Genomic DNA, 13,444 nt, shown 5'->3' with positions numbered 1-13,444 from the left:
AGCAACGATGTTCCAGGAATCGAGGGACCGGTGACGTCCGGCGCCGTCATGCCGATCGTCCGCGTGGCAATCCTCGCGGACAGCAGGCTGACGGAGATGGCGTTGCCCGCCGAGCTGCCGCTGCGCGAAATCCTGCCCGCCGTCCAGCGGTTGGTGATTCCGGCGGCGTCCAACGGCGACCCCGACGACACCGCCCGGGGAACCGCCGACCTCGGTGCGGCCATCCAGCTGAGCCTGGCGCCGATCGGCGGGGCGCCCTTCAGCCTGGACGCCAGCCTGGACACCGTCGGCGTCGTGGACGGCGACCTGCTGGCCCTGCAGCCGGTGCCCGTCGGCCAGGCGGCCCCCGGCATCGTCGAGGACATCGCCGACGCCGCCATGATCTTCTCGGCCTCCCGGCTGAAGCCCTGGGGCACAACGCATATCCGGCGGGGGGCGCTGGCCTCGGCGATCGCGGTCGCGTTGCTGGCCACCGGGCTGTCGGTCGCCTACCGCGTCGCCACCGGCGCGCTGGCCGGGCTGGTCGCGGTCAGCGTGGTCGCGGCGGTGACCGCCGTCGTCGGCCTGCTGGTCGCCACGCGCTCGCCGCGCACCGGGACCGCGTGCTCGATCGCCGCGCTGGTGCCCATCGGCGCCGCGCTGGCGTTGGCGGTGCCCGGACGGTTCGGGCCGGCTCAGATCATGCTCGCCGCGGCCGGCGTCACCGCGTGGTCGCTGATCGCCCTGATGGTTCCCGGCGCCGAACGCGAGCGCGTCGTCGGCGTCTTCACCGCGACCGCGGTGGTGGGCGCGGGCGTGGCGCTGGCCGCGGGCGCCGAGGTGCTCTGGCACCTGCGGCCGCTCGCCATCGGCTGCGGGCTGATCGTCGCCGCCCTGCTGGTCACCGTCGAGGCGGCCCAGCTGTCGGCGCTGTGGGCGCGCTTCCCGTTGCCGGTCATCCCGGCGCCCGGCGACCCCACGCCGTCGGCCCCCTCGCTGCGGGTGCTCGAGGATCTGCCGCGGCGGGTGCGGATCGGCGACGCCCATCAGAACGGATTCATCGCCGCCGCAGTGCTGCTCAGCGTCCTGGGGTCGGTGGCGATCGCGCTGCGCCCCGAAACGCTCGGCGGCGCGGGTTGGTACGTGGTCGCCGCCACGGCCGCGACGTCGGTGCTGCGGGCCCGGGTGTGGGATTCGGCGGCGTGCAAGGCGTGGCTGCTCGGGCAGCCGTACCTGGCCGCGGGCGTCCTGGTGGTGCTCTACACCGCGACCGGACGCTACGCCGCGGCCCTGGTTGCGGCGCTGGTGCTCGTCGCGCTGGCGTCGGCGTGGATCGTGGTGGCGCTCAACCCGCGCATCGCCGAGCCGGAGAGCTATTCGCTTCCCGTGCGCCGGCTGACCGGCTTCGTCGCGGCCGGCCTCGACGCGTCGCTCATCCCCGTCATGGCCTACCTCGTCGGCATCTTCGCCTGGATACTCAATCGATGATTCGATCCGGATCAGCCTGTCTCACAGCGGCATTGGCGGCCATGCTGTGGACGTCCCCCTCGGCGCTGGCCATCGAGGCGCCGAAGGTCGATCCGGGCGTGCCACCGCCCAGCGGGACCCCGGGCCCGGTGCAGCCGATGGAGCAGCGCGGCCCGTGCAGCGTCGCCGGGGTCATCCCCGGCAGCGACCCGGCGGCCGTCACGCCCAGCCAGGCAACGCTGAATCTGCCTGGCGCATGGCAGTTCTCGCGTGGTGACGGCCAGCTGGTGGCGGTGCTGGACACCGGGGTGCGGCCGGGGCCGCGGCTGCCGAACGTCGATCCGGGCGGCGACTTCGTCGAGGCGACGGACGGCCTGACCGATTGCGACGGCCACGGCACGCTGGTCGCCGGGCTCATCGCCGGCCAGCCGGGGGACGATGGTTTTGCCGGGGTGGCGCCCGCCGCCCGGGTGGTGTCGATCAGGACGACGTCGGCGAAGTTCTCGCCGCGCACGCCCGGCGGCGACCCGCTGATGGCGCGGGCGTCCCTGGACGTCACGACGCTGGGCCGCGCGATCGTGCGCGCCGCCGACCTGGGCGCCCGGGTGATCGACGTCTCCACGCTCACCTGCCTGCCCGCCGACCGGCCCGTCGACCAGGCGGCGCTGGGCGCCGCGATCCGCTACGCCGCGGTGGACAAGGACGCGGTGATCGTGGCCGCCGCCGGCAACACCGGCCCGACCGGGTCGGTCGCCGGCGGGACGTCCTGTGAGTCCAACCCGCTCACCGACCTGAGCCGACCCGACGATCCGCGCAACTGGGGCGGCGTCACCTCGGTGTCCATCCCGTCGGTGTGGCAGCCGTACGTGCTGTCGGTGGGTTCCCTGACCCCGGACGGCCAGCCGTCGAGATTCACCATGGCCGGCCCGTGGGTGGGCATCGCGGCCCCCGGCGAACGCATCGCGTCGATCGGCAACGGCGACGGCGGCGGCCTGGCCAACGGGCTACCCGACGAACACCAGCAGCAGGTTGCGCTCAGCGGCACCAGCTATGCGGCCGGCTACGTGGCCGGCGTCGCGGCGCTGGTCCGCAGCAAGTACCCCGACCTGAACGCCACCCAGGTGGTGCACCGCATCACCGCCACCGCGCGGGGTGGCGCGCGGGCGCCGTCCAACATCGTCGGAGCCGGCAGCGTGGACCCGGTGGCGGCCCTGACCTGGCAACTGCCCGCCGGCGAGCCGCCCGCCGTCCCGGCGGTCAAGCCGGTCGCCGTGCCGCCGCCCCCGGCGCCCCAGGACACCACCCCACGGACCGTCGCCCTGGCCGGAACCGCCGCGCTGGCCGCGCTCGTCGCGGTCGCGGGCGCGATCGCCGCCACCCGCCGTCGAAAGGACCCCACCCCGTGAGCCTGCAGCGCTCGATACCCACTCCCGGACCGGGGCGCGTCACGCTGGCGCTGCTGGCGGTCGTCCCCGCGGTGATGGCCTACCCCTGGCGGTCGCCGCGGGACTACTGGCTGCTCGGCATCGCCGTGGCCGTCGTGGTCGTGCTCTTCGGTTGCTGGCGCGGCTTGTATTTCACCACGCTGCTGCGCCGCCGGCTGGCCATCATGTCGCGCGGCGACGCGGCCACGCCCGAATCCGCCACCGCGACCACCGCGCTGCTGCGGGTCGGCGCGCCCAGCGGCGACGCCGACGCGCTGCCGCTGCCGCTGCTCGCCGGCTACCTGGACCGCTACGGCATCCGCGCGGACAAGATCCGGATCACCAGCCGCGACAACGCATCCGACGCGTCCAGGCGCGAGACGTGGATCGGCCTCACCATCTCGGCCACCGACAACCTGGCCGCGCTGCGGGCCCGCTCCGCACGCGTCCCGTTGCACGAGACCGCGCAGGTGGTCGCGCGCCGGCTGGCCGACCACCTGCGGGAACTCGGGTGGGAGGTCACCGCGGTCGCGGCCGACGACGTCCCGCGGCTGCTCACCGCCAACGCCCGCGAGAGCTGGTCGGCGGTGCAGCGCGGCGCATCGGATTACCTTGCGGCATACCAGGTCCCGGTGGACGGACGGTTGGCGGAAACCCTCGAGGCGATTCGCGCGCATCCGGCGCGCGAGACGTGCACGGCGCTGGAGATCGCCGGCGATCCAACCCGCAACACGGTGGCGGCCGCGTGCGCATTCCTCACCGACACCCCGCCCGGGCGGACCGCGCCGCCGGCCGGCCTGACCCCGCAGCGCGGCAACCACCGGCCGGCTCTCGACGCGCTGGACCTGCTGTCCACGCGGCGACTCGACGGGCACACCGACGCGCCGGCGGGCTTGCTCGCGGAGCTGGACTGGCCCGCGGTGACGGCCGCGGCGGCGGTCGCCGAGACCGCTAGAACATGACGGTCTGCAGGAAAGCGGTCATCCGGCGCAGGTAGTCCAGCTGGCTCACATGCAGCACGTGGCTGCCCGGAAACCAGTGCAGCGCACAACGATCCCAGTGCTCCCACAGCTTGACGGCATGGTCCGGCGGCGCCATGCGATCGCCGAGCCCGGTGATGATCATCCGGCGGTCCTTGTCCAGCAGCGGCTGATAGTTCAGCGGGCAGTGGTAGGACAGCCCGTCCGACAGCTCCGCGCGGCTGATTTGCGACAGGCGCAACCCCAGCCGCACGAGCGTGTTGGCCGGGAACCATTCGTCGAACAACGTCGCCGGGATGACGACGGGACAGTTCGGGATGACGGCCTCCAGCCGGTCGTCCACCGAGGCCACCAGCGCCGAGGTGTAGCCGCCCAGCGATATGCCGGTCAGCGCGATGCGGTCGACCCCGGTGCCGCGCAGGTAGTCGACGACGGACCGGAAGTCGTGCACCGCCTGAGCCATCGCCTCGGCGAAGCCGCTCAGCCCGCCGGCGAAATAGCCGAAACCGCTGAACGGTGAGCACCTTTCGGCGCGCTTGCCGTGAAACGGCAAGGTGTACATCAGGACGTCGTAGCCGGACCGGTAATACCAGGGCAGCGTGAAGAACCGCCCGTTGGCCAGGTACGACGCCCCCATGAAGCCGTGGATGACGCACAGCGTCGGACGGGGCCCGTCAGCGTGGCGCCAGTGCTGCGCGCGCACGACATTGTTGGACTTCCACGCGCTCCACTGTTCGCGCATCGCGGGGTTGACGGCGGTGAAGCCGCTTTCGAACGCGATGTTTTCCACCGTGCCGCCGGCGGCCCACTCGGTCAGCGGGCTGGCGCGCCGCGAGCAGACGCGCGGCGGCTCGGTGGGCGCCGGAAATGACTTGACCGGATCGCGCTGCGCGCCCAGCTCGGCGTAGAAGCTCAGGTTGGCGCGCTCGGCGCGGGCGCTCCGGTGCCGCAGGGAGGCGGCGACCACGGCCGGCGCCACCGTCGCGGTGAGCAGCGAGGAGACCCAGGTGCGCAGCGCGAGGTCGCCGACGGCCGAGCCCTCGACTACCATGCGCTGGCGGGGGGACAACGCGGAGTTCGGGGGTAATCCGCCGACGTCGATCGGTACGTCTGCGCCCTGGAAGGCACCCTGGAAGGCACCCTTGAAGGCACCGGGGATGTCGGGAACGGGGATGGGCGGATCAATCGAGGTGTCGGGCGCCACGAACGCCGATGCTAGCCGGGATGCGGTAATACGGTTGGTCTGTTCCGCCGATTGGCGACGGCGCATCGATCAGGAGGACCGACATGTGGGATCCCGATGTCTACCTGGCCTTTGCGGACCACCGCAGCCGGCCGTTCTATGACCTGCTGTCCCGGGTGGGGGCCGAGCGGGCCCGGCGGGTCGTCGACCTCGGCTGCGGGCCCGGCCACCTGACCAAGTACCTGTCCCGGCGCTGGCCGGAGGCGGTGATCGAGGCCATCGACACCTCGCCCGAAATGGTCGCCGCCGCCAAGGAACGCGGCATCGACGCCGTCGTCGGCGACCTGCGGCACTGGAAGCCCAAGCCCGACACCGACGTCGTGGTCAGCAACGCCGCCCTGCACTGGGTGCCCGAGCACGCCGACCTGCTGCTCCGCTGGGCCGACGAACTGGCGCCCGGATCGTGGATCGCCGTTCAGATACCCGGCAACTTCGAGACGCCGTCGCACGCCACGGTGCGGACGCTGGCGCGCCGGGAGCCCTACGCAAAAGTCATGCGGGACATACCATTCCGGGTCGGCGCAGTGGTGCAGCCGCCGATCCAGTACGCCAACATGCTGCTGGACGCCGGATGCCGGGTCGACGTCTGGGAGACCACCTACCTGCACCAGCTGACCGGTGACAACCCGGTGCTGGAATGGATCACCGGGACGGCGCTGGTCCCGGTGCGCGAGCGGTTGAGCGCCGAAGACTGGGAGCGGTTCCGCGCGGAGCTCATCCCGCTGCTGGACGACGCCTACCCGCCCCGCGCCGACGGGACGACGATCTTCCCGTTCCGCCGGGTGTTCATCGTCGCCGAAGTGGGCGGTTCCCGGCGCTCGGCCGGCTAACCGCTCGCTTGCTCCTCGATGCCGCGGTCCGCGGCGATCGCCGACCGGGCGGTCGGGCGCACCCGGTGGATCTGCAGATACGTCTCGGTGTAGCGCGCCGCGATGCGGGTGCCGGCGAATTCCGACGGGATGACGTCGTTCGTCCGCTGCCGCCAATCGTGGAGTCGCACAGCCAGATCAGCGGCGACCTCCTGGGCGGCCGCGTCGTCGCCGGCCAGCAGGTTGGTGGTCTCGGCGGGGTCGGCGCGCAGATCGTAGAGCTCGCGCTGCGGGCGCGGGCCGGTGATCGACGGCGCCACGGCGTGGCCGGACGGGCTCTCCTCGATGTCCAGCGGGAGGTCGAGCAGCGGCCGGGCCGCGTAGTTCTCGATGTAGCTGAATTCCTTGGTGCGAACGGCCCGGATGGGATCGAACGCGTCGTGATAGGTCTTCGCCGTGTACACGTGGTCCCTGACCGGAAGCGCGTGCGGGTCCGGCTCCAGGAGGGCGCTGCCGTGCGACAACCCGTCGACGTCGGGGGGAACGCCGAGACCCAGCAGTTCCAGCAGCGTCGGAAGCAGGTCCACGCCGCTGAACAGCTCGTCGTAGACCCGCGGGGTGAGGGCCCGCCCGGCGGGGGGCCGGATGATCATGCCGATGCCGGTGCCCGCGTCGTAGAGGGTGGACTTGGCCCGCGGGAAGGCCGGGCCGTGGTCGGTGAAGAACACCACCCAGGTGGTGGCGTCCAGCCCGGTTTCGGCCAGCGTGTCCAGCAGCCGCCCGACGGCGGCATCGGCCGTGGCGATCGCCCCGTAGAAGCCGGCAAGATCGCCCCGGACCTCGGGGGTGTCGGGCAGGTAGCCGGGCGGCTCGACCACCGCGGTGTCCGCCGGCTCGTAGCGCTCCCTCGGGTACGGCCGGTGCGTCTCGAAGAACCCGGCGGTCAACAGGAACGGCTGGCCGGCCAGATCCTCGATGCCGTCCCGCAGCCACTCCGAGGCCTTGTCGACCACGTACTCGCAGTACGAGTTCGACACGTCGAACTCGTCGAAGCCCAGCCGCTGCGGGTACGACGTCTCGTGCTGCATGCCGAAAAGCGCTGAATACCAACCCGCATCGGTCAAGATCTCCGGCAGGGTGCGCACCCCGCTGCGGTATTCCCAGCCGTGGTGCGCCAGCCCGATCAGGCCGTTGGTCTGCGGGTAGCGGCCGGTGAACAGCGATCCGCGCGACGGCGAGCACAGCGGCGCGGTGGCGTGCGCCCGGGTGAACAGGATGCCCTCGGCGGCAAGGCGGTCCAGCCGGGGACTGGACACGTCCGGGTGGCCGTAGACACCGAGATAACGCCCCAGGTCGTGCCAGTGCACGATCAGCACGTTGTCCTTGCGGCCCGCTGCTTCGCCCGGCCCCAATTGCGTCACCCTCTCCAACTCGCCCCGCGACCGGCGACGATACCGCAGCTACTTCGGGGGATCGTGGGGGCGCCGACCCCAGCGGTTCTCGCAGACGAACTCCGACAACGGGCGCGCGACGGCCCAGCCGTCCAGCTCCAGCGCCGGCCGATCGGGGAATTCGGGTACCGGGCCCAGGCACAGGATGGCCACCGGCTCGGCCCCGGCCGGCATGTCGAGCAGGGCCGCCAACCGGTGCGGCTCGAACAGCGAGACCCAGCCCATGCCAAGCCCTTCCGCGCGCGCCGCCAGCCACAGATTCTGGATCGCGCACGAGACCGACGCGAGATCCATCCGCGGCAGCGTCCGCCGGCCGAACACGTGCTTTTCCCGGTCGTCGCCCAGCGCCACCACCAGCAACTCGGCGCACTCGAGGATGCCTTCGACTTTGAGCGCGAGAAACTCCTCGCCCCGCTCACCCAGGGCGGCCGCGGTGAGCGGCCGCTCTTCGTCGACCAGCGCGTGGATGCGCCGGCGCAGCGCGTCATCGGTGACGCGGATGAACCGCCACGGCTGCATCAGCCCAACGCTCGGCGCCGCATGGGCGGCCTGCAGCAGGCGGGCCAGCACCTCCTCGCCCACCACGCCGCCGGGCACGAAGCGGCGCATGTCCCGCCGTTCCGCGATCACCCGGTAGACGGCCCGCCGCTCCTGCGGGCTGAAGGCCTCGTCGCTCACGGGAGTCATCGTAGGAAATCCGCGTTAGCGTGAACCGTGTCCGCGGCACGGATCCGGCGAACACCCGAGGAGGGAGTGTTCCGTGAAGCCTTTCGACTCACTCGACCAGCTACCCACCGACCGCACGGCCGGCCGGGTGTACGGCGAGCCCTATCAGACACCGGACGGCACCACCGTGATCCCCGTCGCCAAACCGCTCGGTGTCTTCGTCATCCACAACGGCCGGGCGTCCTGGGAGCCTGCCGTCGACGCGAATCGGATCGCGCTGATCGGCGTGATCACCGGCCTGCTGGCCGCGGTGATCGGCAGCCTGGCGGTGCTGAGGCAGCCGCCCTGGCCGCGGATGACGATCACGGACTATAGGTGACGCCGACCGCGCGGAAAACGTAGTCGGGCGGCATGTCGAAGGCCAGCGACCGCCGCGGCAGGGCGCCGAGGACATCGCCCGGAATGGCGACCTTGTAGTGCAGCGAAAGTTCGCCGCTGAACTTCGGGTCCACCCGGGAGACGTCGACCTTCACCTGCACACCGGTCGCCGATATCTCCACCTGCGCCGAGCCGGTCTGGGGCGCGTCCCAGCGGACGTCGACGGTCGGGCCCGCCAGCCGCGGCAACATCGACAGGGTGGCGAGCACCCGCTCGGAGGTGAACACCAGCGAACCCGTGTAGCTGGCGACGCTGTGCGGCAATCGCACCCCGGGGATGGCGCCGCTGAACCGCCGGGTCACCGCGACGTAGTCGGCCAGGTAGATCAGGCCCTCCGCCTCGACCTGCGCATACACGTCGTCGGGCAGCTTGCCGATGCCTAACAACCTACGGACGAATACGGGCATGACGCCAGTATGGACCCGGCCGGCTGATGCGCTGGTCGGGCCGCCCGGGGTCCGCCGCGGCGCGCCTGGTATCGGTGGGCTATGACCCGATGGCGGACTTTGCCGGCCCTGTGCATCGCCCTGGCCGCCGCGGTGAGCTACGCGCTGATGTGGGTGGGTTACTCGCAGGACTGGCACTGGCAACAGCGCATGGACTGGTCGCTGCTGGACGCCGCGCGGGACAGCGCGGTCAAACACCCGTTCTGGGTGCGATTCTGGGCGGACGTCTCCTTCGCGCTGGGGCCGGTGCCGCTGCGCGTGCTGGGCACGGTGGCGGCGGCGGCCGCCCTGATCATGCGCCGGGTGCGGGCGGCGCTGCTGCTGTTGGCCTGTGCGCCGCTGAGCGGGCTCGCGACGGTGCTGGCGAAGGCCCTGGCGGACCGGCCGCGACCGCCGACCATGCTGGTGGCCGCGGCCGAGACCTCCTTCCCGTCCGGGCACGCGCTGGAGGTGACGGCCGCGCTGTGCGCCGCGCTGTCCCTGGCTTTGCCGGCGATGAGCCGGGTGCTGCGCGGCGTCGCGGTCGCGACGGTCGCGGTGAGCGTGCTGGCCGCGGGGATCTCCCGGGTGGCGCTGAACGTGCACTACCCGTCCGACGTGCTGGCCGGCTGGTCGCTGGGCTTCCTGTATTTCCTGTTGTGTTTCACGGTGATTCGGCCCGCGGGCGCGCCGGTCTCCCGAAATGCCTGCGACGCCGGTGATTTGATCACGGTCCGGTGACCTAACCGGGGCCGAACCTTTACTTGACCTGGCGCTGCGCGGGTTTGACGATTGAGGTCATGCGCCGACTGCTCGCCTCGCTGACCGCTTCGGCGTGCGCACTTTTCGCGTCGCTGGCCCTGGCGCCGCTCGCCGCGGCGGCCGGCGCCCCCTGGTTCGCCAACGCCGTCGGCAATGCGACGCAGGTGGTCTCGGTGATGAGCACCGGCGGGTCCAACGCGACGATGGACATCTATCAGCGCACGGCCGCCGGTTGGCAGGCGCTGCGGACCGGCGTTCCCACCCACGTCGGTTCGGCGGGCATGGCGCCGCAGGCCAAGAGCGGGGTGCCGGCCACCCCGATGGGGGTCTACACCCTGGATTCCGCGTTCGGCACCGCACCCAATCCCGGTACGGCGCTGCCGTATACGCAGGTGGGGCCCAATCACTGGTGGAGCGGTGACGACCACAGCCCGACCTTCAACTCCATGCAGGTGTGCCAGAAGGCGCAGTGCCCGTTCAACACCGCCGAGAGCGAGAACCTGCAGATCCCGCAGTACAAACACGCGGTCGTGATGGGCGTCAACAAGAACAAGACCCCCGGCGGCGGCGCGGCGTTCTTCTTCCACACCACCGACGGGAAGCCCACCGAGGGATGCGTCGCGGTCGACGACGCTCAGCTGGTGTCGATCATGAAATGGCTGCAGCCCGGCGCGGTGATCGCCATCACCAAGTAGCGGGTCAGCTGCCCTCGGTGGCCAGGGCCCGGCCGGGCTTGACCTGAAAGTTCATGCCTTCCAACGACATTGTGGCGTCGTAGGTCCTGTCGTAGCCGGTCTGGGCGATCTTCCAGCCGGCGTCGGTGCGCCGGTAGGTGTCGCGGTAGAACGCCGCACCGATCAGCATGAAGTTGAGGTCGGCGACGATCACCCGGTCCTGCAGATACCAACTGCCCGTTGCGGTGTCGCCGGTCACGGTGATGTCGGGATGGGTCACCCGGTGCTCGGTGATGACGTTCGCGGGCAGCGAGGTCCGCATGTACTCCACCAGGTCGTCGCGGTTGGTGAAGTGCAACTCGTTGCCGAGCGACGGCCCGTAGTCGGCCTTGATGTCCTCGGCGAGCGTGTCCGCGAAGTCGTCCCAGTGTTTGGTGTCCAGCGCGCGCAGGTACCGGTACTTGACCTGCTTGATGGCTTCGATGTCGGCGAGATCGTGAGGGGTCATCAGGTCATTGCAGCACACGGGTGACCATGTCGATCAGAGCGCGTCGTTCCAGGCTCCAGTCGATCGCGGTACCGGTGACCATCTGCGCCAGCACCACACCCCGCAGCGTGGCCCAGATGACTTCGGCCACACCGGCATTCGCCGGATCATCGGTGATCAGCCGGCCCAGCTGGCCGATCGCGGCATTCATCTCCAGCAGATGCCGCCGCGGCGATTCGCCCGGTCCGCCGCGGGTGGCCCGCAGGATCTCGAACGCCGCCATCGACGTCGGACTGCTGTAGCAGCCCCACGCGGTGTCGACGACCACCTCGATCCGCTCGCGCAGGGGCAGTTCACTGACGTCGGCCGACGACAGGCTCTCGATCAGCCGGTCCACCCCGTCGTCGACCACCGCCATCAGCAGGCCGTTGCGATCGCCGAAGTGATACTGGATGACCCCCCAGGTCACGCCCGCGCGTTCGGCCACATGCTTGGCGGTGGCCGCGGCGAAGCCTTCCTCGGTGATGCAGCGGACCGTCTCGTCGATGATCCTCGCGCGCGTGTCGTCGCCGCGCTTGCGCGGCGAACTGGTGCGCCGGGTGGGGCTCCCCGAGCGCCATGCCTTCTGACCTGCAGCGATGGACATCGTTGACTTTATAACATAGTCGAGTCTATTTTTGGGCCGTGAGCCGATCCCGATATGCGCGGTTGACCCGCGAGCAGCTGGCCGTCCTGGTTCCCGAACTGCTCCTGATCGGGCAGCTGATCGACCGCTCCGGCATGGCGTGGTGCATCAGCGCGTTCGGCCGCGACGAGATGGTGCAGATCGCCATCGAGGAGTGGGCGGGCGCCAGCCCCATCTACACCCGGCGCATGCAGGAAGCGCTCAACTTCACCGGCGACGACGTGCCGACCATCTTCAAGGGGCTGCAGCTCGACATCGGCGCCCCACCGCAATTCATGGATTTCCGCTACACCGTCCACGACCGCTGGCACGGCGAATTCCAGCTCGACCACTGCGGGGCGCTGCTCGACGTGGAACCGATGGGGGACAAGTACGTCTTCGGGATGTGCCACACCATCGAGGACCCCACCTTCGACGCCACCGCGGTGGCGACCAACCCGCGCGCCCAGGTGAGGCCCATCCACCGGCCGCCGCGGACGCCGAAGGATCGGCACCCGCATTGCGCGTGGACGGTCATCATCGACGAGTCCTATCCCGAGGCCCAGAGCATCCCCGCGCTGGACGTAGTGCGCCAAACCAGGGCCGCCACTTGGGAACTCGACGCGATCGACCGCTCGGACGAGGGCAAGGCGGACTACTCCGGCCCGTTGCTGTCCGACTTCGACTTCGCCGGTTTCTCGCACTCGGCACTGGTCCGGATGGCCGACGAGGTCTGCCTGCAGATGCACCTGCTCTCCCTGTCGTTCGCGATCGCGGTGCGCGCACGCGCCGCCGACGAGGCGCAGGCCGTGTCGGTGTGCACCCAGGGCCTCACCGGCATCGCCGGCGTGGCCGCCGAGCGCATTCACCGCGCGCTGGGGCTGCCGGGCGGTGTCCAAGGGGTGCTGGAGGTGCTCGAGTTGCACCCCTTGCTCAATCCCGCGGGCTATGTCCGCGCGGAAACCGCCGACCGGCTCGTCGTGCACCGCTCTCCGGCCCACGACGACGGCGCCTGGATCGCGCTGTGCTCACCCGAATCCACCCAACCGCTGCAGGCGATCGCCAGCGCCGTCGACCCGCGCATCGAGGTCAGGGTCAGCGGCACCGACGCCGACTGGACCGCGGAACTGGTGCAGACCGACACCGCGGCGGCCGAGCTGCCCGAGGTGTCGGTAACGAAGGTCAGTGGTGGAGCGACATTCCAATTCGAGCCGAGGCGATCGCTCCCGTTGACTGTGGTGTAGGCACCCGCGCGGATTTGTCAAGGGGCCGGCGGTACCACTTCGGTGACGAGGTGGCATCGACCGGGTACCGATGATGTTGCAAGCCATCGGATTTCGGCGTGTCCACGGCTATGGTTAACGCTGGCCACCGACCCCTATAGACGAAGGTTTTCGCTCTATGTACGACCCACTCGGGTTGTCGATCGGGACCACGAACCTGGTCGCTGCGCGCAACGAAAGTCCGCCGGTTATCCGGCGTTCGGTGCTGACTCTTTATCCGCACTGCGCGCCGAAAGTCGGCCTGCCCGAAGGCAATCCATACCTCGCCGAGCCCGGCGTGATGATGAGGGGATTCGTAGAGCGCATCGGTGACTCGGTGGCGCTGGTGTCCGCCGACGGTTCCGCGCACGACCCCGAACTGCTCACGGTGGAGGCCCTCGACGCGATGGTGCGTGCCGCCGGCGCGGACGCGTCCTCCTCCGACATCTCCATCGCGGTTCCCGCGTACTGGAAACCGGTGACGGTGCAGGCTTTGCGCGACGGGTTGCGGACCCATCTGGGGTTCGTTCGCAGCGGCATGGCGCCCCGGTTGATCTCGGACGCGATCGCGTCATTGGCCGCGGTGAAGGCCGAGCTCGGTTTGCCCGACGACGGCGTGGTGGGGCTGCTCGACTTCGGCGGCGGGGGCACGTCGGCCACGCTGGTGAATGTCGCGGGTGATTTCGAACTCGTTAGCGCGACAATGCGTTACG

The 13,444-nt window shown here is 70.7% G+C and carries 14 protein-coding genes and 1 pseudogene; 9 read left to right on the top strand and 6 right to left on the bottom strand.

Features of this window, described 5'->3' with window-relative positions:
• The first annotated feature begins 48 nt into the window (after positions 1-48).
• The 3 genes from eccD to eccE are packed head-to-tail and all read left to right on the top strand — an operon-like array spanning position 49 to position 3,832.
• A complete protein-coding gene (eccD, locus tag A9X04_RS25690; protein WP_156764537.1) occupies positions 49-1,467 on the top strand; it encodes a type VII secretion integral membrane protein EccD in 1,419 nt (472 codons plus the stop codon).
• On the top strand, positions 1,464-2,852 hold the full coding sequence (gene mycP / locus A9X04_RS25685; RefSeq protein WP_067926889.1) for a type VII secretion-associated serine protease mycosin: 1,389 nt from the start codon (positions 1,464-1,466) through the stop codon (positions 2,850-2,852). Before eccD ends, mycP begins: the two co-directional genes overlap by 4 nt.
• Positions 2,849-3,832 carry a type VII secretion protein EccE gene (eccE, locus tag A9X04_RS25680; protein WP_067926884.1) on the top strand — a complete coding sequence of 328 codons (984 nt, stop codon included), beginning with the start codon at positions 2,849-2,851 and terminating at the stop codon, positions 3,830-3,832. Before mycP ends, eccE begins: the two co-directional genes overlap by 4 nt.
• Here eccE and A9X04_RS25675 read toward each other — a convergent pair.
• Entirely contained in the window at positions 3,822-5,054 is a 1,233-nt protein-coding gene (locus tag A9X04_RS25675) for an alpha/beta hydrolase (RefSeq protein WP_067926879.1), read from the bottom strand. The genes eccE and A9X04_RS25675 overlap by 11 nt on opposite strands.
• Positions 5,055-5,137: 83 nt before the next feature.
• On the opposite strand from A9X04_RS25675, the gene A9X04_RS25670 reads away from it, so the two are divergent.
• Positions 5,138-5,923, top strand: coding sequence for a trans-aconitate 2-methyltransferase (locus tag A9X04_RS25670; protein WP_067926877.1), 786 nt, complete (start codon positions 5,138-5,140; stop codon positions 5,921-5,923).
• On the opposite strand, the gene A9X04_RS25665 is transcribed toward A9X04_RS25670, so the two are convergent.
• Both A9X04_RS25665 and bluB read right to left on the bottom strand, forming a co-directional pair.
• A complete protein-coding gene (locus A9X04_RS25665; RefSeq protein WP_067926874.1) occupies positions 5,920-7,323 on the bottom strand; it encodes a sulfatase in 1,404 nt (467 codons plus the stop codon). The genes A9X04_RS25670 and A9X04_RS25665 overlap by 4 nt on opposite strands.
• A 39-nt stretch (positions 7,324-7,362) precedes the next feature.
• Positions 7,363-8,040 carry a 5,6-dimethylbenzimidazole synthase gene (gene bluB / locus A9X04_RS25660; RefSeq protein ID WP_067926871.1) on the bottom strand — a complete coding sequence of 226 codons (678 nt, stop codon included), beginning with the start codon at positions 8,038-8,040 and terminating at the stop codon, positions 7,363-7,365.
• A 73-nt stretch (positions 8,041-8,113) separates the two neighbouring features.
• Here bluB and A9X04_RS25655 point away from each other — a divergent pair, with 73 nt between their 5' ends.
• Positions 8,114-8,398, top strand: a complete 285-nt coding sequence (locus A9X04_RS25655) for a hypothetical protein (RefSeq protein ID WP_067926868.1) — start codon at positions 8,114-8,116, stop codon at positions 8,396-8,398.
• Here the strand turns inward: A9X04_RS25655 and A9X04_RS25650 are convergent.
• Positions 8,382-8,864, bottom strand: coding sequence for a hypothetical protein (locus tag A9X04_RS25650; RefSeq protein WP_067926866.1), 483 nt, complete (start codon positions 8,862-8,864; stop codon positions 8,382-8,384). The genes A9X04_RS25655 and A9X04_RS25650 overlap by 17 nt on opposite strands.
• A gap of 81 nt (positions 8,865-8,945) precedes the next feature.
• Here A9X04_RS25650 and A9X04_RS25645 point away from each other — a divergent pair, with 81 nt between their 5' ends.
• Together A9X04_RS25645 and A9X04_RS25640 are read left to right on the top strand one after the other, a co-directional pair.
• Positions 8,946-9,623 carry a phosphatase PAP2 family protein gene (locus A9X04_RS25645; RefSeq protein ID WP_067926863.1) on the top strand — a complete coding sequence of 226 codons (678 nt, stop codon included), beginning with the start codon at positions 8,946-8,948 and terminating at the stop codon, positions 9,621-9,623.
• Between the two features lie 59 nt (positions 9,624-9,682).
• A complete protein-coding gene (locus tag A9X04_RS25640; protein ID WP_067926860.1) occupies positions 9,683-10,339 on the top strand; it encodes a L,D-transpeptidase in 657 nt (218 codons plus the stop codon).
• A gap of 4 nt (positions 10,340-10,343) precedes the next feature.
• Here A9X04_RS25640 and A9X04_RS25635 read toward each other — a convergent pair whose 3' ends face one another.
• Together A9X04_RS25635 and A9X04_RS25630 are read right to left on the bottom strand one after the other, a co-directional pair.
• Positions 10,344-10,844, bottom strand: a complete 501-nt coding sequence (locus tag A9X04_RS25635) for a nuclear transport factor 2 family protein (RefSeq protein ID WP_067926858.1) — start codon at positions 10,842-10,844, stop codon at positions 10,344-10,346.
• Entirely contained in the window at positions 10,831-11,451 is a 621-nt protein-coding gene (locus A9X04_RS25630; RefSeq protein WP_067926856.1) for a TetR/AcrR family transcriptional regulator, read from the bottom strand. Before A9X04_RS25630 ends, A9X04_RS25635 begins: the two co-directional genes overlap by 14 nt.
• A 38-nt stretch (positions 11,452-11,489) precedes the next feature.
• On the opposite strand from A9X04_RS25630, the gene A9X04_RS25625 reads away from it, so the two are divergent.
• Together A9X04_RS25625 and A9X04_RS25620 are read left to right on the top strand one after the other, a co-directional pair.
• A complete protein-coding gene (locus A9X04_RS25625) occupies positions 11,490-12,713 on the top strand; it encodes a hypothetical protein (protein ID WP_067926853.1) in 1,224 nt (407 codons plus the stop codon).
• A 157-nt stretch (positions 12,714-12,870) separates the two neighbouring features.
• Positions 12,871-13,444 (top strand): annotated as a pseudogene (locus A9X04_RS25620) (hypothetical protein); the annotation flags it as partial.

The sequence above is a fragment of the Mycobacterium sp. E3247 genome, assembly GCF_001667785.1.
GTDB lineage: Bacteria > Actinomycetota > Actinomycetes > Mycobacteriales > Mycobacteriaceae > Mycobacterium.
This window is presented reverse-complemented; position numbering and strand designations above follow the sequence as displayed.